This window comes from Vibrio sp. B1REV9, assembly GCF_905175395.2.
In the GTDB taxonomy this organism is placed as follows: Bacteria; Pseudomonadota; Gammaproteobacteria; order Enterobacterales; family Vibrionaceae; genus Vibrio; species Vibrio alfacsensis.
Genome location: NZ_CAJIMW020000221.1, coordinates 152,301 through 172,926 on the forward strand (window position 1 = coordinate 152,301; position 20,626 = coordinate 172,926).

At 43.5% G+C, this 20,626-nt stretch carries 19 protein-coding genes and 1 pseudogene; 9 read left to right on the forward strand and 11 right to left on the reverse strand.

The features are described 5' to 3' along the window. Positions 1-94: 94 nt before the first annotated feature. Entirely contained in the window at positions 95-1,036 is a 942-nt protein-coding gene (gene metA, locus KHN78_RS00775; protein ID WP_211919286.1) for a homoserine O-acetyltransferase MetA, read from the forward strand. Between the two features lie 289 nt (positions 1,037-1,325). Next, complete coding sequence (gene pilW / locus KHN78_RS00780; protein WP_211919288.1) at positions 1,326-2,048, forward strand: type IV pilus biogenesis/stability protein PilW; 723 nt, start codon at positions 1,326-1,328, stop codon at positions 2,046-2,048. Between the two features lie 28 nt (positions 2,049-2,076). Here the strand turns inward: pilW and btuD are convergent, their stop codons facing one another. The 8 genes and pseudogenes from btuD to cobT all read right to left on the reverse strand — a co-directional run bounded on the left by btuD (position 2,077) and on the right by cobT (position 10,095). Beyond that, positions 2,077-2,844, reverse strand: coding sequence for a vitamin B12 ABC transporter ATP-binding protein BtuD (gene btuD / locus KHN78_RS00785; RefSeq protein WP_211919290.1), 768 nt, complete (start codon positions 2,842-2,844; stop codon positions 2,077-2,079). Further along, complete coding sequence (gene btuC, locus KHN78_RS00790; RefSeq protein WP_211919951.1) at positions 2,831-3,826, reverse strand: vitamin B12 ABC transporter permease BtuC; 996 nt, start codon at positions 3,824-3,826, stop codon at positions 2,831-2,833. Before btuC ends, btuD begins: the two co-directional genes overlap by 14 nt. A 100-nt stretch (positions 3,827-3,926) precedes the next feature. After that, a complete protein-coding gene (locus KHN78_RS00795) occupies positions 3,927-4,955 on the reverse strand; it encodes a succinylglutamate desuccinylase (protein ID WP_211919292.1) in 1,029 nt (342 codons plus the stop codon). Between the two features lie 249 nt (positions 4,956-5,204). Continuing rightward, positions 5,205-7,005: pseudogene (locus KHN78_RS00800) on the reverse strand (M3 family oligoendopeptidase). Between the two features lie 87 nt (positions 7,006-7,092). Next, positions 7,093-7,704 (reverse strand): alpha-ribazole phosphatase family protein, encoded by a 612-nt coding sequence (gene cobC, locus KHN78_RS00805; RefSeq protein WP_211919294.1) that lies wholly within the window; start codon positions 7,702-7,704, stop codon positions 7,093-7,095. A gap of 11 nt (positions 7,705-7,715) precedes the next feature. After that, positions 7,716-8,249, reverse strand: coding sequence for a bifunctional adenosylcobinamide kinase/adenosylcobinamide-phosphate guanylyltransferase (gene cobU / locus KHN78_RS00810; RefSeq protein WP_211919303.1), 534 nt, complete (start codon positions 8,247-8,249; stop codon positions 7,716-7,718). Beyond that, the gene (locus tag KHN78_RS00815; protein WP_211919305.1) at positions 8,246-9,049 is read right to left on the reverse strand and encodes an adenosylcobinamide-GDP ribazoletransferase; all 804 of its coding nucleotides are present in this window, start codon (positions 9,047-9,049) and stop codon (positions 8,246-8,248) included. Before KHN78_RS00815 ends, cobU begins: the two co-directional genes overlap by 4 nt. Beyond that, the gene (gene cobT, locus KHN78_RS00820) at positions 9,049-10,095 is read right to left on the reverse strand and encodes a nicotinate-nucleotide--dimethylbenzimidazole phosphoribosyltransferase (protein WP_411912341.1); all 1,047 of its coding nucleotides are present in this window, start codon (positions 10,093-10,095) and stop codon (positions 9,049-9,051) included. Before cobT ends, KHN78_RS00815 begins: the two co-directional genes overlap by 1 nt. Positions 10,096-11,141: 1,046 nt before the next feature. On the opposite strand from cobT, the gene KHN78_RS00825 reads away from it, so the two are divergent. The 6 genes from KHN78_RS00825 to purT all read left to right on the forward strand — a co-directional run bounded on the left by KHN78_RS00825 (position 11,142) and on the right by purT (position 17,156). Beyond that, a complete protein-coding gene (locus KHN78_RS00825; protein WP_211919314.1) occupies positions 11,142-11,837 on the forward strand; it encodes an NAD(P)H-binding protein in 696 nt (231 codons plus the stop codon). A gap of 197 nt (positions 11,838-12,034) precedes the next feature. After that, positions 12,035-13,456 carry an exodeoxyribonuclease I gene (gene sbcB, locus KHN78_RS00830; protein ID WP_211919317.1) on the forward strand — a complete coding sequence of 474 codons (1,422 nt, stop codon included), beginning with the start codon at positions 12,035-12,037 and terminating at the stop codon, positions 13,454-13,456. A 58-nt stretch (positions 13,457-13,514) separates the two neighbouring features. Beyond that, positions 13,515-13,889: a CidA/LrgA family protein gene (locus tag KHN78_RS00835; protein WP_128811003.1), complete on the forward strand. Its 375-nt coding sequence runs from the start codon at positions 13,515-13,517 to the stop codon at positions 13,887-13,889. 1 nt (position 13,890) lies between these two features. Beyond that, positions 13,891-14,568 (forward strand): LrgB family protein, encoded by a 678-nt coding sequence (locus tag KHN78_RS00840; RefSeq protein ID WP_211919319.1) that lies wholly within the window; start codon positions 13,891-13,893, stop codon positions 14,566-14,568. 374 nt (positions 14,569-14,942) lie between these two features. Then, on the forward strand, positions 14,943-15,830 hold the full coding sequence (gene cdd, locus KHN78_RS00845; RefSeq protein WP_128811004.1) for a cytidine deaminase: 888 nt from the start codon (positions 14,943-14,945) through the stop codon (positions 15,828-15,830). Positions 15,831-15,980: 150 nt separating this feature from the next. Continuing rightward, on the forward strand, positions 15,981-17,156 hold the full coding sequence (gene purT, locus KHN78_RS00850; RefSeq protein ID WP_211919321.1) for a formate-dependent phosphoribosylglycinamide formyltransferase: 1,176 nt from the start codon (positions 15,981-15,983) through the stop codon (positions 17,154-17,156). Positions 17,157-17,296: 140 nt separating this feature from the next. On the opposite strand, the gene KHN78_RS00855 is transcribed toward purT, so the two are convergent. Further along, complete coding sequence (locus tag KHN78_RS00855; protein ID WP_211919323.1) at positions 17,297-17,947, reverse strand: thiopurine S-methyltransferase; 651 nt, start codon at positions 17,945-17,947, stop codon at positions 17,297-17,299. A 337-nt stretch (positions 17,948-18,284) separates the two neighbouring features. Here KHN78_RS00855 and KHN78_RS00860 point away from each other — a divergent pair, with 337 nt between their 5' ends. Then, on the forward strand, positions 18,285-19,058 hold the full coding sequence (locus KHN78_RS00860) for a RelA/SpoT domain-containing protein (RefSeq protein WP_211919326.1): 774 nt from the start codon (positions 18,285-18,287) through the stop codon (positions 19,056-19,058). A 113-nt stretch (positions 19,059-19,171) separates the two neighbouring features. Here the strand turns inward: KHN78_RS00860 and ihfA are convergent, their stop codons facing one another. Both ihfA and KHN78_RS00870 read right to left on the reverse strand, forming a co-directional pair. Then, entirely contained in the window at positions 19,172-19,468 is a 297-nt protein-coding gene (ihfA, locus tag KHN78_RS00865; RefSeq protein ID WP_128811007.1) for an integration host factor subunit alpha, read from the reverse strand. 518 nt (positions 19,469-19,986) lie between these two features. Then, on the reverse strand, positions 19,987-20,517 hold the full coding sequence (locus tag KHN78_RS00870) for a 3'-5' exonuclease (RefSeq protein WP_128811008.1): 531 nt from the start codon (positions 20,515-20,517) through the stop codon (positions 19,987-19,989). Between the last annotated feature and the right edge of the window lie 109 nt (positions 20,518-20,626).

Consider the following 20,626-nt stretch of genomic DNA (forward strand, 5'->3'; position numbering starts at 1 on the left):
GATGTCATTCACAACACTCTTGTATCGACATCCGAAACAAATTACGTTAAGTTTAGATGTATAGACGTCTAAATTACAGCTTATGGAGAGAGCCGTGCCAATTAGAATTCCAGATCAGTTACCCGCGACCGATGTACTTAGAACCGAAAACATCTTCGTGATGAGCGAAAGTCGAGCGGCTAGTCAGGAAATCCGCCCTTTACGTGTGCTTATCCTCAATTTAATGCCCAAAAAGATTGAAACTGAAACGCAGTTCCTTCGCTTACTTTCTAACAGCCCGCTGCAAGTCAACGTGGAATTGCTTCGAATTGATGATCGCCCAAGCAAAAACACGCCTACGGAACATTTAGATACGTTCTACCGACAATTTGAAATGATCAAAGCAAAAAACTTTGATGGCATGATCATAACAGGTGCGCCACTTGGGTTAGTTCAGTTTGAAGACGTCATCTATTGGGACCACTTGAAAACCATTATGGAATGGGCAAAAGATCATGTTACGTCCACTCTTTACGTGTGCTGGGCAGCGCAAGCTGGATTGAAGCTATTGTATGATTTACCAAAGAAAACACGCAAAGAGAAACTGTCTGGCGTGTATCATCACAATATTCATCATCCGTACCATCCTGTGTTGAGAGGGTTCGATGACACTTTCTTAGCACCCCACTCTCGATATGCCGATTTTTCGCCTGAGTTTTTAGAAGCGCATACTGATTTAGATATTCTTGCAACTTCTGATGTCGCCGGTGTTTATCTTGCCTCAACCAAGGATAAGCGAAACGTCTTTGTAACTGGTCATCCCGAGTACGATTCTCATACGCTACACAACGAATACATTCGAGATCTCGGTGAGGGGATGGAGCCTGCTATTCCTGTTAATTATTACCCAAATAACAACCCAGATAATCCACCATTCGCCAGCTGGCGTAGCCATGGGCATCTATTATTTTCAAATTGGCTAAATTACTGTGTTTATCAACAAACGCCATACGATTTGGATCACTTTAGTGAAGCGGCATTCACAAAAGATGACTAAATGATTAGAAAAGATGACGACATGATTGGATTGTCTTTGAATAACGTATTTTATAGCGTTTATTTTTTGCTGGTTCGGCTCTTAACACGTGTTTCTTTCATTGCTGGTTTTTAAATACTGAGCTTCTCGATAGATAGTTTAAGTTTAAGCCGTCTTTTGACGGCTTTTTCATGCCCCTTGCCAACCTGCTCGCATTGCCATTCTCCACTCATGAATTTCAACGCATGAAACCATATCCTATCTACAGATGAAGTTTATTGACGAATAAAGCTAGAAGTAAGGACAAAAGATGACGTTCACTCAGGTTAAGGCATGCGTAATAACCAGTCTATTTAGCCTTTTGGGGTGCGTTACCGTTCAAGAAGATCATGTTGATCAGCACGCTGACCCTATTGCTTTATCAGAATCGCGCATTGCGCTTGGATTGAGTTATCTAAAAAATGGCAGCATGATCCAAGCTCACAATAATCTACAGCAAGCATTGAGTTATGCTCCGCGCTATTATCGAGCTCAGTTATCAATGGCGCATTATTACGAATCCGTCGGTGAAGATACCAAAGCTGAGCAATTGTACCATCGTGCATTAGAACAACATTCACAAAATGGTGATGTGCTTAATAACTACGGCACGTTTTTGTGTAAGAAAGGAAACTACCTTTTGGCCGATAGGCTATTCAAGCAAGCTATTGAGTTACCGAACTATTACTTGATACCAATCAGTTACGAAAATGCAGCGTTCTGTGCGTTAAAAGCAAACGAACAAGACAAAGCCATGATTTACTTCTCTCGAGCTATCGCTCATGACCCACATCGTCCAAAATCGATTCTCCAGCTTGCGAAATTAGAAATAGACAAAGGAAATTATGCGGACGCAAGACTCAGGCTGATTCGATTTAATCAAGTATATGGCCTTAGCAAGCCGTCTCTTCAACTCATGATTCAATTAGAAAACAAAGCTGGTAATGATAAGTTAAAACATAAGTACCAACAAAAGTTAGACAATTTGAGCTAAGAAGAGCACCCCGAAAGGTCAACAGTCCCTAATCAAACAGCAAGTACGCTTTACCCTCCAGGGAAACTTTTTTCACGCAAGTACGAAATACATCGCTCAATGTTTTTTCTGTGAGGACTTCATTCGCATTCCCTTGAGTATGCAGAACACCATTACTCAGCATTAGGACTTTGTCAGCATGTCTTAACGTTCGATTAAGATCGTGATTGGCAACCAAGACACATACTCCTTGTGTGGCAACGGCATCAATCAACTGATACAACAACCCCTCTTGTGCTATATCCAGAGGCGCGGCAGGTTCATCTAAAATCAGTAATTGAGAATATGGGTTGATGGTTCGCCACACTTGCAAACACACACCAGCAAGTCGAACTCGCTGCCATTCTCCCCCAGATAAAGTTTGAATGCTGCGATAGAGCTTGTCTTGAAGTTGGACAAGCTCAATGACTTTATTCACAGCTTCTTGGACTGTGGAATCTGCAATGTTGCACCAACTCGGTAATGACAGTGCGAGATATTGAAATACATCAACATTAAATGCTGGCCTAGATTGCTGGCATAAATAGCCGCGAACATGAGCCTGTTCCGACAGCGGCATCGTGAGCAGCGCGTTGTCATTAATAAGCACTTCCCCACTAACATTATCTTTCGAGGTGAGCGTACCGGAAATCGCCGCCAGCAATGTACTTTTTCCTGAACCATTTGGCCCAACTACGTGCACAACTTCCCCGGCTTTACATTCAAAAGACAAGGGTAATAATCGGTTTCCCACCGCGATGTGTTTAACGTGCATCATGACTTTTCACTAACATCCAAATGAATATTGGCGCCCCGATGGATGTGGTCATGACACCCAAAGGCAGCTCAGCTGAATCAAGCAATAAGCGTGCACCTATGTCAGCAAACACCAACAAAGCCGCACCGAATATCGCCGATAAAGGCAATAAATATCGATTCTCGGTACCAAAAGCCAATCGCAATAGATGTGGTACCACTAAACCAACAAAACTAATAATGCCCCCTAATGCCACAGAACCACCCACCAATATGGAAATAGCGAGGATCAATTTCCAGCGCAGCTGATGGACGTCAACACCCAATTGCATCGCATGGGTTTCCCCTAGCATAAGCTTATCCAAGGGCTTGCCTTTACAACATAACCAAATCAATACTGGCAACATCACTAACGTGACACTGTGTTGATACCAGCTCGCACCGCCAATGCTGCCCATAAGCCAATACATAAGCTGACGTAAGCTTAAATCATCACTGAAGTAAAATGCCCAAGTAACAACCGCGCTAGACAAAATACCCAATGCTACGCCAACTAAAAGCAAACGTGCCGTCGACAAATGCATGGCTCTCGCGATCCCCACTAAAATCACCGTAAAGAGCATCGAACCGGCAATCGCAGACAACATAAAAACCATCGGTGACGGCAGCACAGGAAAAGCAAACATGACCAAGACCATGGCTAAGCTTGCACCGCCGGAGATACCAAGCACTCCCGGTTCCGCAAGCACATTCCCAAGTAACACTTGTAACGTTGCACCAGAGACTGCCAACGCGGCGCCAATAATTGCAGCAGCCACTAAGCGAGGCAGACGTAAATCCCACAACAATTTTTGTTCAAAGGAGGACAGTTCATGAAAAGGAGAAAGGAGCACCTCACCAACCATCAAATGGACGGCAGATAACAGCATGAGCATCGCTGACATAATCAGAAGATTACGTTGCCAGCGTCGCTCTTTATTTAGGATAAGTTGTTGAAAATCCATAGCGACCGATAAATAAAAATGAGGCCTAACCATACAGTTAAGCCTCAGTAAATTGCAAATGACTTCGACGGCTCATTTTACCTAAATGAGCTGACTGGGATTAATCGTAGACCAATTCACCATCTTCATAGCGCGTTTTCACTTCACACACCATTAAGGCCGCTCGTTGCCCTATCGCAACACGTCGATTGGGGAAAACAATCGCTTCATTGTCATTTTTCGCCATCAATGGTTTATCACCATCGTGCCCAAAGACTTCACCATGCACAAACGAGGTAAAGTTCTCAACATTGTCATCAAACATAAAATCAAAATCATCATGCAAACGCACAATGGTTCGACTGACTCGATACTTAATGCACGGTTTCGATAAATGCTCAGCAGAAGTCTCAGCAATAAGGTTACGAAGAGCCAAATCAAATGCAGTGAGTTTATCTAAATCATTTTCCCCAATACGGGCAACGCGGCCTAGTTCCATCGTCAATGCCTGAGCGCCATAGCTTTCTGCACTAAACCAACTAAACGTACTAGACGGTGAGTTCGAAAGCAGTATCGCTTCAATGTGTGCACTGTCTAAAAAATCAATCAACGCTTTGCTACGAACTGGGTGTCGAGTTTTTGGACTCACCGCAAACGTGTAGTGTTTTGAACCACGAATCGCGCAATGCAAATCTAAATGCCAACGTGTTTCTGTCGCTGTACCTTGATAGAAATCTCTCACTAAAAACTTAAGCGTATCGGCAATCACAAGCTCTTTGGTTGGCTCATGTACTTTTTCATCAAACAGACGATTGAGGTTTTCTTCAAGAAATCGCGTATGCGCCAGTGTAGATTCTGGGTGAGCGATAAGAAATAGACAACGAGCATCAATTTTTTGAAAGCCGGATTCTACATCTTTAATGATTGAATCCACCAGCTCCATCGGCGCGGTTTCATCTCCATGAATGCCACATGAGATGATGATGTTCTTGGTATCTTGAGTGTAATCAGCAGGGATTACCTCAAGTACACCACGCTGGTAAAGTTTAAGTTTTACACCGTTAGCCAGAACCTGTTCCGCCGGTGCAACATCAATGTGTACATCTAACGTGTCAGTTAAAAACGATTGGCGAAAAAGAGACTTCGTCATGCGTTACTCCTTAATAGCACGGCGGGTATGTTAATAAATTGTACAGTGAATTTATGTTGTGGCGATCCCACTTATGGATAGCAGCCCACAATTTTATCGAAAATCCGATTTATTTCCGCGCCATACGCTAATTTCAAGTATTGATGCGTTTATTTTTCAAACAATTACAAAGTGTTAGGGCTGTGTACTTTACCACAGCCCTACTTAAGATCCTTATGATTTGATCAACTTTGCGTACGGTTTGTGTACTTATTCACTGCGCTGTGAAAGTAACCGCTCAAATTCGTCGACTTTCTCACGCACGAGTTCCACACTCTGTTGCCAAAACTCCGGTTGAGTCAAATCCATCGACAAGTGCTTTGCGACTACATCTTCTGCCATCATGTTACCAGTATCGCGTAATAACTCGACATAATCACCGTAAAAACGCTCCCCTTTCGCGTCACGCTGCGCGTATATTCCCTTGCTAAATAGGAAGCCAAATAAGTACGGATAGTTATAGAAACTCACACCAGAAATAGAGAAGTGAAGTTTACTTGCCCAAAAATACGGGTCCGCTTCACTCATTACTTTCCCGTACCAATCTTTCCAAGTATCCGACATCAACTCACAGAAGTTTTCCGCAGTGAGTTCCCCCTCTTGGCGGCGCTCATAAAATGCTTTTTCAAACTCATAACGAACTGGGATATTAACCATCAAGGCCAGAGCAGAAGACAACTCTTCCCAAAGCATTTCGAGCTTTTCATCCACGCTTTCCGCTTTCGAAATCAGGTGATCTCGAACGATATTCTCTGCAAAGATCGAGGCGGTTTCTGCCAACGTCATTGGGTAGTACGTTTGGCAAAGCGGCAAATCACGAATCACCCAGTTGTGGAATGCATGACCAAGTTCATGAGCAAGCGTCATCAAATCAGAACGACTGCCACTCCAAGTCATGAACACGAGAGGTGTGCGCGTTGCTGGTAACTTAGTACAGTAGGCACCTAAACGCTTGTTAGCATTTGGTGCAGCATCAATCCAACCATTTTGCACCATCATACGAACAAACTCAGACATGTCTGGATTAACTGTTTCAAATGCCTCGCAGATAACGTCGATGGCTTCATCAAAGTCATACACTTTTGCATCGCCACTTAAAGCTGGCATAGCAGCAAGATGATTCCACGGTTTCATCTCATCAAGGCCGTGCACTTTGGCCATCAATAAACCCGCTTTTTGGCCAATATCACGGCTGTCTTTGGCAACACTCATCATCGCATCAAGTGTTTCTGCCTTAATGCGACTACCGTGCAAACTCGGGTCTAAGAAGTGAACCTCTCGCTTTGATGAACGTTTTTTTATTTTCTGTCAAACGCCAACCAGATAGTGCGTTTAAAATCGCAGCAAACGATTCTTGATGCGTTGCCATTGCTTTTTGAACGCCTCGCCATGCTGCTTCCTGACGGTCAAACTCTGAACCATAAAGAATACTCGCTGCTTGAGAAAAACCGAGCTCTTCACTGTTGCCATCCGCGTAGTCCAACTTGACTTTCAAAGATCCAGTCAAGTTATCATAGAGTTTGCCCCATGCGGATTTACCATCAACGCTCATCGCCGCAAGCAGTTTTTCTTCTTCTGTACTTAAACGCGTATCCGCCAACTTACGAGCGTTTGCAATGGAAAATGCTTGACCGCTGATGTCTGGATTTTCGTGGTCAAGTACGCGAGCAATAAACTCATCATCAGCGTGCGTCAGCGTCAGATCAAATGCGCTGTAAGCTTGAGAGAGCTCAGAGAAAATGCGTGTCATTCGACCAAGTAGCGCTTTAGCTTCTGCATTAGTTGCATCGACGGATGCATAGCAGTTGGCGAAATTTGCAATGGTACCCGCCAAGCGACTTGCGGCTTCGCTGGTCAAAATTGCATTTTGCATCACCTCCACCGAATGACAGTCCGTTGACTGCTTGTTCAGAAGGTCAATACATTGTTCAACTAACGCAATATCATCTTGAATTCTAGGGTCAGCGAGATCGTTATAAACGATAGATAAATCCCAGCTTGGAGTCGTCATTTCTGGTTCCTTTTGATGTAATTCATCCCACCTTTCCTTACATTTCCAATGCAAAGTACAGATGGAAATCTTCCGTGACTAACAAAATTATTCCATTATTGGTACGCCTATTGAACGAACTGAGGCGTAAATTTGGTCATCGATGGTAATGGTTATATGTGTTACTGACGCATTCCCAATCGCTAATGTCGAATACCATCGCGGATTGCGCCAATCTACACCCAAAATATGGGCAAGAATTATTCTTATTACGCCACCATGCGTGATAATTAGCAAGTTGTCATTGATATCATTGATTATTTGAGACCATGCACAAGTTACACGCTCAGCAAACATATCTAAAGACTCGGCGTTTGGCAGTGTGTGATGCGCTGGCGCTTTCCAAAAGGCATCCAGCTTGCTCCAATGCTCTGCCAACATGTCAAAAGGTACGCCATCAAAATCGCCAAAATCGAGTTCTTTAATATTCGGTTCTACACATAAAGGAAGCAGTTGTCGATCTGCAAGCATTTGTGCCAAATCATAACAACGAGACAAAGGTGAACTGATGACTCCTCCAATCTCTTTGCCCGTGTCATTCCACGCTTGGGCGATGCTAACTTGCTCTGACCCATCAACTTTTAAATCAGCCTGTCCGTGTAACCCAGGGGCGGCATTAACTTTTCCGTGGCGTAGCAAATAAATATTTAGCGTTTTCATCTCATTAAATCCTATGATTTCAATTCAAGGGGCAGGCCTGCTGCGACAAAGGTGACGCGGTCACAAATTTGCGCCAATTGCTGATTCATTCGTCCTGCATTATCAACAAAATACCGAGTCACTTGACCTAATGGCACAATGCCCATGCCGACTTCATTCGAGACAAAAATGAGTGTCGCACTTGATCCACTTACCGCTTTGACCAATTCTCTGATCTGTACTTCTAGCTTGTCATTGCTGCACTCATCACCTAACTGAAAAATCCAGTTATTCAACCAAAGCGTTAAACAGTCCACCAACACCACGTCATTTGAAGAAAATCCACGAATGTTCTCCGCTAAATGCAACGTACATTCATGCTCTTTCCAGCCCACCCCTCTCTGTTTTTGATGATGAACAATTCGCTCCCGCATCTCATCATCAAATGGATACGCGGTAGCGACATAGTGTAGCTTCATGCCTCTTTCTTGAGCAGTTTTCTTAGCTCTGGTTTCTGCTAGGGTTGATTTTCCGGAGCGTGCTCCGCCTAAGATAAGTTGCTTCATGAAAGGTGAAAATATGCGATAAGTGTAAGATAAACCAGTAGTTCTGAAAGCTGTTGAGCCGCACCTAAGCAATCTCCGGTGAAGCCACCAATACGTTTCAGTAACCACGCCTTAAAGATGGCGCGAAAAACCAACAGCACAAGCGCAATCAGAACCGCCAGTGTTATCCCTAGAGACAACCCAACAACACCAGCAGTAAAGAGCAGTACCGCCACTTCTAGTGTCGATTGCTTATTTGCTAAAGGCTTACTTTTTGAGGTATCAGCATCACTGACGTAAGGCATGTCATAAATCAACGTCGCGGCGGTTGCTCGGCTTACGGTATAAGCCACGACAATAATTAGCCAAAATTGGGGTTCAAAAACTAACTCACTCCAAAATACAAACTTTGCGAGTAACGCCATAACCAATGTCGCTGCACCATAAGTACCAATACGACTGTCTTTCATTATCATCAGGCGTCGTTCAACCGTCATCCCTCCGCCAATACCATCGGCCATGTCTGTTAACCCGTCTTCATGAAATGCGCCGGTCAACAGCAAGCTAAAGCCCATGGTCAAAACAATCGCGACAGTGTGAGGGAACAGTAACACCGTAAGTGAGTACAACGCGGCACAGAGTAAACCAAGCACTACGCCAACAAGTGCGAAATATCGTCCAGCTTGGTTCATGCGCGCTTCGCTGTAAGGTAAGTTTTCTGGTACAGCTAAGCGGCTAAAAAAGCTCACGGCTAACAAGAAAAGCTCGCCTTGATAACGCAGCGAGCTTACTAGTGATGATGTATTGTTGAGAGTAGACACTAAACCGTTACTCCCGCACTCTCAAAACTGGCCATGTTATTGTAAAACTGCGCTGCTGCTTTCACTAACGGTAGTGCTAGGGCCGAGCCTGTACCCTCCCCTAAACGCAAGCCAAGGTCTAGTAGCGGCTCCGCTTGCAGGCACTCTAAAACAAACTTATGACCGTTTTCTTCTGAGTTATGAGCGAACAACATATAGTCGCGTGCCTCTTCATCGAGAAGTATCGCGACATAAGCAGCAACGGACACAATAAAACCATCGACCAGCACTGGCGTTTTCAAACGTTTCCCTTCTAGAAAAGCGCCCACCATTTGGACGATTTCAAATCCTCCAACCTGCGCCAAGGTTTCTTTAGTCCCCAAATCACGACAACGACTCACGCCTTGCGCTACCAACTTGATTTTGTGATTCAGTTGCGCTTGAGTAATCCCTGTCCCATAACCAACACAGTGGTCGACTTCTAAAGGACTCAATGCGGTGAGCAACGCAGACGCAGAACTTGTATTTCCGATACCCATTTCACCGAACATCAACAAGTTTGACCCATTGAGTATGCTGTGCTCTGCGACCTTTGCACCATACTCCAAACCCAATGCAACTTGCTCTAAGGACATCGCAGTTTGCTTCGCAAAGTTTGCGGTGCCGTTACCTAATCGTTTTTCAATTAGGTTTGGGTGAGCTTTGAAATCAGGAACAAGCGTTTCAATTGGCGACAACATGCCACAATCGATCACTTTAAACTCAATTTGGTTGAGGTCGCAAAAGCAATTAATCGCAGCACCACCAGACAAAAAGTTGGCCACCATTTGTTGAGTGACAGCACTAGGTGCAATACTGACGCCCTCTTCCGCAATACCGTGATCGCCTGCGAACACAAGCATCGTTGGCTTACGAATTTCAATATATTCTGCCGCCTTAGGTTTATCTTGGCTTTGAATAAGAGCCAGTTCTAACGCCACCTTTTCAAGGAGACCGAGCGCACCGATAGGTTTGGTTTTGTTATCAATACGCGCTTGGATTTCTAAAGCATAAGAGCGATCCATCATAATGGTTCCTTCTTGTTATTTTTGACGAGCAACGGAAACGTCTTTTCTAAGTTCGTTCAATCTCAGCAAAAAATGAAGCTTTGCGGCCTTTCACCGACTTCGCTTACCTTGGGTAACTATTCGCTTGTGGAACTGTTCATTTGCGTAACGATTACTATGTGTAACTGACAAGCAAATGCAATTGGCGCGCCTTTAATACGCGACAAAGCAAATTTTGACAAATTCAAAGATCGTGTGTCCGCAAAAGTGCGCCAAAATCGATATTTATACAGCATCCTTGTCGCTGAAAATCTCGAAGTTCATTGAGTAAACCTGCTAAGTGTAACTTGCTACCGCTCATTTTCATCCGACTTTCTCAAATTGAAACGCATTTTTTCAATTTGAGAATAAAACGAATATGTTTCCCCTCAAAGATGCTTTCCTCGCTCGAACAATTAGCGCGGCAGGCCATCAATGATAACCACATTCACACGCATCGCCAGCTTTAAAAAAATGACATGAAAAACAACTCAAAATACTGATTTTAAAGTAATTTAACCAACCCATGCACTATCAAACCGTCAAATTCTGGATTTGATTTTATTTTGCAAAACTTTGTAAATCGTCGCCCCACAATAACATTGGCACGTCGAATGCATTCGTTTATTACAATCGCTAAATGCACTAACAAATAAGTCAATAACAACAATAAGCGAGGATCTATGTTTGCAAATCAAACCCATCGCACAGCTAAAAAAGACAAACCTAAACCCAAAAACCAAAAACGTTCCGTTCCGTTGTCCTTGTCCTAAAGTACAGGTCCACCGATTTGGTGGGCCTTGTTCATTCTTTGCGTCCGCACCAGCTACGCTCTCTCACAAGAATGATTCACACAAAGAACCAAACTGCTCTAAGAGCAAACCATATATTTGAAAACCACCAATTCATCGAATGAGATTCAGTCCTCAAACATGTGGCCCTGCACACGATTTAACGTAACAAAAGTACTTAACTCATTAAATACGCTACAATAGCGTAAGCATCTGTTCTCTATGAGGAAGAAGACAATGAGTAATGATTCAAATACCTGTGTAATTATTGCAGGCGCAACAGGGCTAGTTGGCAAAGAGGTCATGTCCACATTAGTTGCGCAGCCAAGTATTCACACGCTTTACTCATTATCTCGTCGAGCACTGAGCGAAGTCAGCGATCCTCACAACAAGATCATCCCTATCATTGACGCAGAATTGTCCATTCATGATTGGGATGAACAGAAACCCTCTCCTCACATCGGATTTATCTGCTTAGGCACGACATTAAAGCAAGCTGGAAGTAAAGAAGCGCTGCGCAAAGTCGATGTAGAGTTGGTGTGTAAAGTAGCACAGCAAATGAAAATGATTGGCGTCAAGCGTTTAGCGGTGGTTTCTAGCCTTGGAGCCAAAGCCTCTTCTTCATCCCACTATTTAGCTTGCAAAGGCCACATGGAAAAGAACATTGAAAAAATGGGGTTCGATGAAGTAGTCTTCGTAAGACCCGGACCATTGGTTGGTCAACGAGAAAATCCTCGAACAGACGAGAAGATCATTCAAAGCATTTTTAAGATCATTAAACCAGTGATGTTAGGGAAATTAGCCAACTTTCTTCCGATAGCCGCTCAAGATGTCGCCAAAGCAATGATCTATCAAGTGTTCAGTTACCAAGAAGAGCCGATCATTTACTTACACCGCAACGAAATGATGAACCTGCTCGCGCACTATGATTAGCGACACAAACTTCTCGTTTACCCTGACTGCACCTCCATTTTTCATAGCTTGCGTAGATTTTTAAAGTTCGCGTGCTGAACGTTCACGTGGCACTTATTTACGGCTGTGCTTTTCACCGTAGATTCTTTCATCTTTCGTTGCGAGTCAAAGCGTTGAATGGTCTAATACTGCCATCGGTTCCGTAAACGGTAAGCATCATGCACCAAGACAATCAGCCCACTTTCTTCTTCTTCGACTATGAGACTTGGGGAACAAGCCCAGCCAAAGATCGCCCTAGCCAATTTGCTGGCGTTCGTACAGATGAGAACTTTAATATCATTGGCGAACCTTTGGTGATGTACTGCCGACCACCAGCGGATTACCTCCCATCTCCAGAGGCCGCTTTAATTACCGGTATTTCACCGCAAAAAGCAATGCAAGAGGGCCTTTCTGAGCCTGAATTTATTGCTAAAATTCACGCTGAGCTCTCTAAGCCAAATACCACAAGTCTTGGGTACAACAGCATTCGTTTCGATGACGAAGTCACCCGTTACACCTGTTACCGAAACTTTATCGACCCTTATTCATGGAGTTGGCAAAATGGTAACTCGCGCTGGGACTTACTCGATGTTATGCGTGCTTGTCACGCTTTACGTCCTGAGGGCGTGGAGTGGCCAGAAAACGAAGAGGGCTTTACGAGCTTTAAGCTAGAGCATTTATCAGTGGCAAATGGCATTGAACACAGCAATGCCCATGACGCAATGGCAGATGTCATCGCTACCATTGAAATGGCCAAAAAAGTCAAAGCCGCACAGCCTAAGTTTTTCGACTACTTCTACTCAATGCGCCATAAGCGAAAACTTAATGAGTTAGTCGATATCGTCAACATGACGCCATTAATGCACGTTTCTGGCATGTTAGGGCGAGAGTGTCAGTACACCAGTTGGATTGTACCTGTCGCTTGGCACCCAACCAATAATAATGCGGTTATCACGATTGATTTGGCAAAAGATCCTCAACCAATTCTTGAGCTGTCGGCAGAAGAGTTACACCAACGCTTATACACCAAACGTGAAGAATTAGGCGGTCAACTGCCTGTGCCGGTAAAACTTGTTCATTTAAACAAGTGCCCTATTCTTGCTCCAGCGAAAACGCTGACGGCCGAAAATGCCGAATCCATTGGCATTGATCGTCAGAAATGTCTTGATAACCTTGCCTTGCTGCGTCAACACCCAGAAATTCGTGAGAAGCTCATCAACCTATTCTCTATTGAGCGTCAGTTTGAAAAAAGTGATGATGTTGATACACAGCTTTATGATGGTTTCTTCTCACCCGCCGATCGTGCAGCAATGGACATCATTCGCGAAACTGATCCTATCAATCTCGCGGCGCTTGATATCGAATTTGGCGATAAACGCATTAAACCCTTGCTATTTCGCTACCGAGCACGTCATTATCCAAACACGTTAGATGAACAAGAACAAAGACGCTGGACGCTCCATTGTCGTGATGTTTTCGAAAGCCAAATCGAAGAGTACATGCTTAATTTAGAAAACTTAGTTCACGAACATGAAAGTGACGAAAAAAAGATAGCAATACTAAAATCAGTCTATCGTTATGTAGAGAGTCTAGCCTCATAACTTCTTTCCTTATTCAAGCGCACTTTCGGGTGTGCTTGTCGTTTTATATGCTGTCAAAATGATTAAAAACCGACTTTTACAACTGATCCATTTGCTCATCTCCTTTGCATTAATTATGGGAGCACTTGGTATCGGTAACACCATCCAAACATTTACTGGCATTTCCGTTCCTGGCAGTGTCCTAGGAATGCTTGTCCTCTTTTTATCCATGGCTCTTGGACTTGTTAAAGTAGAATGGGTCAAACCGGGCGCCACACTTTTTATCCGCTACATGATCCTTTTGTTTGTCCCGATCAGTGTTGGCCTAATGCAACACTTCGATATGTTGATTGCCAATGCACTTCCTATCTTTGCGAGTGCCGTAGGTGGATCGCTCATTGTGTTAGTCAGTCTTGCTTGGTTCCTGGATTATTTGCTAAAGGAGAAAAACTAATATGTGGTTAATTGTCACTATTGTTGTTTTCTTCGTAGCTCGCCAAATTGCAATCAAAGTGAACAACCCGATTGCCAATCCGCTATTGATTAGTATTGCGGTGTTGATCCCATTGCTTATGTTTCTCAACGTTCCATTTGAAACATACTACGCGGACAATGAATACATTAGCTTCCTGCTGCAACCAGCAGTCGTCGCTCTTGCCTATCCACTTTACGAGCAATTACCCCAAATCAAGGCCAATTGGCGCATCATCGCGCTCGCTTGTACGCTGGGCAGTGTGATGTCAATGCTAACCGCAACACTCATCGCTGTTGCCTTTAAAGCAGATATTAGCTTAATCGCAAGTCTTGTTGGTAAATCCGTGACGACGCCTATCGCAATGGAAATTTCAAGTCATCTTGGGGGGGAAGCGGCCGTTGCGGCAATCCTCGTTCTCATTGTGGGTTTGTTCGGGGCAATTCTGGCTTACCCAATATTCAATCTTATCGGAATTAAGCACCCTATCGCTCGAGGCCTGACTATGGGCACGGTTTCACACGCCTTAGGAACCGCGACGTGCGCTGAGAAACAGCCAGGAGATGCCGCGTTCTCATCTCTTGCTCTCGTGTTATGTGGCATCATCACTTCGATTCTTGCCCCTAGCTTCTTTGCTTTAGCGGTGTGGTTATCCCAATAATCACTCCTTGGTTTTCTATATGCCCGAGTTGGTTCTCACCCTTGGGCATCCTCACTTTCCCAAAACAGCAAAATCCAACTCTATTTCTCCTTAAAATTCGCAATATGCACGAAAGTTGATATGGTTATTTGTAGGACTGAATAACACCAATCCCTGTCAAAAACGTTTTATTCAAAGGATTATCAAGCTTGATAATGTGTTTCTGACTTACTGTGATAGGCATAACATTTCACTTCTGTGCAATCGAATGCATGTGTGAGTTCACTCTAATTATGTAAATGTTATTAACATTACACACATTAACGTGATCTAAAGCACGGAACGTTTTCACTTTTCGCATAGAATAACTGTCCATGCAATAACAAGGATTCAACATGAAACGTCGCATTGAACAGGCGCTTTCAAGCGCTCCAGAAGCACTTTCAAAACATCTTGCTCCTATCGTACAAGCGGACGATTTTGATGCCACTCTTTCAGAGCAACAGTTCGCACAATTGCTTGCAGCGACAGGCATGTCTGATAAAGAGCTTCGTGTTGCTCTACTTCCTTTTGCGGCATCGTTCTCTTATGCGCCTATTTCTGAATTCTATGTCGGTGCGATTGTTCGTGGTCTTTCCGGCCGCTTATACTTCGGCGCAAACATGGAGTTTTTCGGTGTTCAACTCGGTCAAACCGTCCATGCTGAACAATCTGCGATTAGCCATGCTTGGATGAAAGGCGAACGTGGTGTTAAAGACATCACAATCAACTTTAGCCCTTGCGGTCATTGTCGCCAGTTCATGAACGAACTATCAACAGCAAAAGATCTAAAAGTTCAGCTACCAGAGCGAGAAGAGAAATCTCTACACGAGTATCTACCAGAAGCATTTGGACCCGCAGATCTTGGCATCGAATCTGGCTTGATGGCAGAAGTCATGCATCAATTTACTTGTGATGAAGACGATATGCTCATCCAGAAAGCGGTCGATGCGATGAACATAAGCCACGCGCCATATACAAACAATTTAAGTGGTCTAGCACTAGAAATGGAAGATGGCCGAGTGTTCCAAGGTGCTTACGCGGAAAATGCCGCATTCAACCCAAGCCTTCCACCTTTGCAAGTTGCGCTCATTCAGATCCTGCTTGCCGGTGAAACGTTTGATAACATCAAAGCCGCTGCACTCGTTGAGAATGCGCAAGGGAAAATCAGCCATCTAGCCGATACACAATCCACGCTTGAAGCGTTAAACCCTGATATTCCGGTCACTTTTGTGAACGTTTAATCTACCCAACGCATTTAAGGCATGGCTCCGCTTTTAGTGGAGCCTTTTTTTTATTTTTAAAAACCATGCGCAAACGTTTGCTTCATGATAAAAATTCAGTATGATCCCCCGCAAATTCGGTTTCATCACTTTATTTTTTAAGGGAACACTATGTTCGGTACTGCTACTAGCAATCAAGCTACTCGTGTATTACTTTTGGGCTCTGGCGAGCTAGGAAAAGAAGTGGCAATTGAATGTCAACGTTTGGGCTTAGAGGTCATCGCCTGTGACCGCTATGCAAATGCGCCAGCCATGCAAGTTGCTCATCGTAGTTACGTTATCGATATGCTTGATGGCCAAGCACTAGAAGAAATCATCAAAAAAGAGCAACCCGCATACGTCGTTCCAGAAATTGAAGCGATTGCAACAGACAAATTGGTTGAGCTTGAAGAGAAAGGCTTAAACGTCGTTCCGACTGCGAAAGCGACCAAGCTCACTATGAATCGTGAGGGCATTCGCCGCCTTGCAGCAGAAGAACTTGGCTTAACCACATCCCCTTACCAATTCGCAGACAGTTTCATTAGCTTTAAAGCTGCCGTCGAGCATGTCGGTATCCCTTGTGTGGTTAAACCTGTCATGAGCTCTTCAGGTAAAGGCCAAAGCATCATCAAGACAGAAGAAGATGTTCAAGCCGCTTGGGATTATGCACAAGAAGGTGGCAGAACAGGCGCAGGCCGCGTTATTGTCGAGGGATTTATCGACTTTGATTACGAAATCACACTCTTAACCGTTCGAGCAGTCGACGGGGTTCACTTCTGTGCACCTATTGGCCATCGCCAAGAAGATGGAGACTACCGTGAGTCATGGCAGCCACAGGCTATGTCTGAAAACGCATTAAAAGCCGCGGAATATACCGCGGAGAAAGTGGTAAACGCACTGGGTGGTCACGGCATCTTCGGCGTAGAGTTGTTTGTGAAAGGTGACAAGGTGATCTTCAATGAAGTGTCTCCTCGCCCACATGACACTGGCATGGTGACGATGATTTCACAAGAAATGTCGGAATTTGCATTACACGTTCGTGCTTTTACCGGCATGCCAATCAACAATGTCGTTCAATATGGTCCGTCCGCATCAGCCGTTATTCTTGGCCAAGGCACATCGTGCGATATTCGCTTTGACAACCTAGCGGCCGCACTCGCACAACCACAAACTCAAGTACGTTTATTTGGTAAACCGGAAATCGACGGTCGTCGACGTCTTGGCGTCATCCTTACTCGACGCAAAACCATCGAAGATTCGATTGAAGATGCCGTAAAAAATGCATCTAAAATACAGATCGTTTACTGATTTTCTCATCAAGTAAAGAGAACAAAAAGCGCAGCTCGGTGAGCTGCGCTTTTCTGTACATAAATTTCAATCAAGAGATCGCCAGTTACCTCATTTCAGGATAAGAGCGTCTTTCACCGCTTAGATTACCCAACGTCAGGTTATGTACTCTCGATTAAGTACACTTCTTCAGAAAAGCGACTTAGTCCCTGCTTAGCAATTTTAGGATGAGTTTCATCTGCTTGATCCACATTGAGGCATGTTACCTTATACCCCTCAAACAATTGCTCAATTTCTTCAACAGGAACACTGAATGGAGGACCGGACATTTCATTCTGAGGGTAATTCAAGGTAATTAACAAAATTCGTCCATCAGGGTTCAATAGTGATTTAATTCTACTTGCGTATTCGATTCGCATGTCTTTCGGTAATGCGACTAGCGCTGCACGATCATAAACAATATCGACCTTTGACACTGGCGCTGTAAAGAAATCCCCGGTGTACACGGAAAGCTCATCGAATTGATATAACTCATGCATTCCATTGACAGGTATCACAGTTGGGGTATAAAAATGCTCAGCAAAAAACGCTCTTACCGCAATCTGACTAAGCTCAACGCCTTGAACATTGTCATGTTTCGACGCAAGCCAGATAAGGTCCTCTGATTTACCACACAGAGGAGCAAGCACTACATCTTCTCGTTTCGGATTGGTTTTCTGCCAAAATATGGGTAATAACGGGTTCACCTCATCAAGGTGAAAACCAATTTGATTGCTGGCCCATTTTTGATGCCAAAATTCTTGATCTCTCATTTTACTTCTACTTATCGGCTGATAGTTATTGGAAGTGTTGTCCTTCTCTTTTGTTTGCTAAGACTAATGATTTTTTCAAATTTGTCTATGGCGTTCATCTTTCGTTAACAATGAAATGTTAGAATAGATGCTGTTCAAGAATGAACGTTTTGTTTATCTGCGGGTCAGAATAAATGAAGAGTAAAATGGTGATATACAGCACGATTTCACTACAAGCTAGACGAGGAGTATTGGAATTATGTTGTTAGACCCCATTTAATAGGTAGTACCTGATTTGCGAATCTTAGTGACCTTTTCGTTACCCATTTTCTAAGTGTATGCAAGTTAAGGAGAGTGAATGAGCTTATTTTTACGTACTACAGCATTGATGCTATTAGTACTAAGCCGTGCGCCGGCATTCGCCGCACTTCCAAATTCGCCGAGCAACGAGCAAAATCGTTCTGAAAGTCAAAACGAAGTTTGCTCAAAACTGTTCAAACATAGCCTCAGTGGCCTTTACGGTATCCAATCCCTTGATACCCAGCCAACTCAGCCTTATACCGATTTCGATATTCTCTACAGCAAAGCTCACCAAGCACAATTCGAACTCGAGACCATCTGTAAAAGTACCGCCCTACTTACCAATGCACAACCATACTTTGCAGGTGTTAAATCTAAACAACGCTCGATTGAAAAAATTACTCATGAATTAGATGGAAAAGTTGAAAGAATCACCGACCTTGCGCGCGCTACGATCGTTGCAGATGACGTGGCTAGTTTGGTTTCCATCTATGAAGCACTGGAGCGTGAAACCACCATCGTAAAAGTGAAAAACCGCTTTAAGAAGCCGACACCATCTGGCTATCGTGATCTTAATCTTTTAGTTCGTTTACCAAAAACCAACTTAGTTGCTGAGGTGCAACTTCATCTAAAAGCCATCGCAGAAGTAAAAAATGGCCCTGAACATGATTTGTATGAAAAAATTCAAAATGTTGAGCGCTTAGCATTGATGGAAAAACGTGACCTAACTGAATGGGAAATGGCATCGATAAAACAGATGCAAAGCCAATCTAAAAACTGGTATCAACAGGCTTGGCAGCCTTATTTAACGACCCATCTTGAAGCGGCATAAACACCACGGATTTTCAAAGCGATAAAAACAACAAAACCACCCATTGAGGTGGTTTTGTTTTAGCGTGTTACCTTGCCACAAAGTGACTAACCGCCTAATTTACTGTTCTTTGCTTACTGTTCTTTTCTTAAATTCTCTACACGGGCTTTCAGCTTTTGACCCGGGCGGAACGTAACAACACGTCGAGCAGTAATGGGAATATCTTCACCGGTTTTAGGATTACGACCAGGTCGTTCATTTTTGTCACGAAGGTCAAAATTACCAAATCCTGATAGCTTAACCTGTTCGCCACTTTCAAGTGCTTTACGAATTTCTTCAAAAAACACTTCCACCGTTTCCTTGGCGTCCCGCTTACTAAATCCCAATTTTTCAAACAGGTTTTCTGCAAGTTCGGCTTTTGTGAGCGCCATAAAACTTTCCTCAAAGCTATGTTAAACAATGCTACCTATATGTAGCGCTAGAGCAGTTTTACCCTACCAATTCAACAACATATCGGGCGTACATCAGCAAGTGTATGACAAGCTTATGATTTTCGCCAACTTTTTTCATGGCTAATTTAAGATTTATATAAACTCAAATACTTGCGAGGTACTTCAAATTTTGCTTCTAGGGACACATATGGCCAAAAATAAAAAAACATCTAGATAATTTAATTGCAAAAAACACAAAAACCAGAACTAAATCCTATTTAATAGAAATATCAGAGTTGGTACATTTTACATACAATTGACATAAAACCTGCCGATATTTCAGTAGCTTGTAAAAATGCGCGCTCTAAAGAAATTAGATATAAAAAAGACCTAGTGTAAGCACTAGGTCTCATAATAATAGCTTTTTTGTCTTTAGCCTACGCTATCCACGTACCTAATATTTCGTTTTCAACGAATTCTTTCCCAACAGCGCAAATTGAAACCGCTTGGAGAGATCACTACAGCATCGTCAATGCAAGCTTGGCGAGATTATAGGCATCAACATAGCCAGAGTGCTGTCGCCCCTCCCACTCAATACCTTTCGCTTCTTGCGCCGCTTTATGACCAATGCGTTTCTCTTTCATACGGTTTTGAATTCGATACAAAGTAGCGAGGTTAATGAACTCTGAAAAAGGAGCATCTAACCCTTTCTGTCTGCATTCTTCAAGCAAGATAAGATCATCTCGTCCCCACGAGGCATAAATTTTATTGCGCCCGCCGAAGTTTTTGATGATCGACTTAATGACGTCTTCTAACGGTCTACCTTGTTTTTCAATTTTACGTGGTGTGATACCGGTTAACTCAGCACAAAACAGAGACACTTCGTCGTGTTCTGGTTTGACATAGTATTGGGCGCGCTTGACGATCTCACCTTTCAACAAATCTATTTCAGCCAAACCAACTTCAATAATTTCGCCTGTGCGGCCTGCGCCATTTTCATTCCAACAACACATTTCTAAATCGAAGCAGACGATACGGTTATGGTTCATAGTTTGTTTTCGTTCCTAACGTAAATGGAAAGCGAGAGATTCTACCGCAACACTTTTCAAAACTCGAATTTGCCCGCTGATTTAATCACCAATCGATACCCAATTTTGG

What these genes read in the sequence shown, in the direction of transcription:
- KHN78_RS00870 (WP_128811008.1), bottom strand. Translation starts at nt 20,517, where the DNA reads ATGAACCATAACCGTATCGTCTGCTTCGATTTAGAAATGTGTTGTTGG.
- pilW (WP_211919288.1), top strand. Translation starts at nt 1,326, where the DNA reads ATGACGTTCACTCAGGTTAAGGCATGCGTAATAACCAGTCTATTTAGC.
- KHN78_RS00835 (WP_128811003.1), top strand. Translation starts at nt 13,515, where the DNA reads ATGATTAAAAACCGACTTTTACAACTGATCCATTTGCTCATCTCCTTT.
- sbcB (WP_211919317.1), top strand. Translation starts at nt 12,035, where the DNA reads ATGCACCAAGACAATCAGCCCACTTTCTTCTTCTTCGACTATGAGACT.
- btuD (WP_211919290.1), bottom strand. Translation starts at nt 2,844, where the DNA reads ATGATGCACGTTAAACACATCGCGGTGGGAAACCGATTATTACCCTTG.
- cdd (WP_128811004.1), top strand. Translation starts at nt 14,943, where the DNA reads ATGAAACGTCGCATTGAACAGGCGCTTTCAAGCGCTCCAGAAGCACTT.
- purT (WP_211919321.1), top strand. Translation starts at nt 15,981, where the DNA reads ATGTTCGGTACTGCTACTAGCAATCAAGCTACTCGTGTATTACTTTTG.
- KHN78_RS00825 (WP_211919314.1), top strand. Translation starts at nt 11,142, where the DNA reads ATGAGTAATGATTCAAATACCTGTGTAATTATTGCAGGCGCAACAGGG.
- btuC (WP_211919951.1), bottom strand. Translation starts at nt 3,826, where the DNA reads ATGGATTTTCAACAACTTATCCTAAATAAAGAGCGACGCTGGCAACGT.
- cobC (WP_211919294.1), bottom strand. Translation starts at nt 7,704, where the DNA reads ATGAAAACGCTAAATATTTATTTGCTACGCCACGGAAAAGTTAATGCC.
- KHN78_RS00840 (WP_211919319.1), top strand. Translation starts at nt 13,891, where the DNA reads ATGTGGTTAATTGTCACTATTGTTGTTTTCTTCGTAGCTCGCCAAATT.
- KHN78_RS00795 (WP_211919292.1), bottom strand. Translation starts at nt 4,955, where the DNA reads ATGACGAAGTCTCTTTTTCGCCAATCGTTTTTAACTGACACGTTAGAT.
- KHN78_RS00860 (WP_211919326.1), top strand. Translation starts at nt 18,285, where the DNA reads ATGAGCTTATTTTTACGTACTACAGCATTGATGCTATTAGTACTAAGC.
- ihfA (WP_128811007.1), bottom strand. Translation starts at nt 19,468, where the DNA reads ATGGCGCTCACAAAAGCCGAACTTGCAGAAAACCTGTTTGAAAAATTG.
- KHN78_RS00855 (WP_211919323.1), bottom strand. Translation starts at nt 17,947, where the DNA reads ATGAGAGATCAAGAATTTTGGCATCAAAAATGGGCCAGCAATCAAATT.
- cobT (WP_411912341.1), bottom strand. Translation starts at nt 10,095, where the DNA reads ATGATGGATCGCTCTTATGCTTTAGAAATCCAAGCGCGTATTGATAAC.
- cobU (WP_211919303.1), bottom strand. Translation starts at nt 8,249, where the DNA reads ATGAAGCAACTTATCTTAGGCGGAGCACGCTCCGGAAAATCAACCCTA.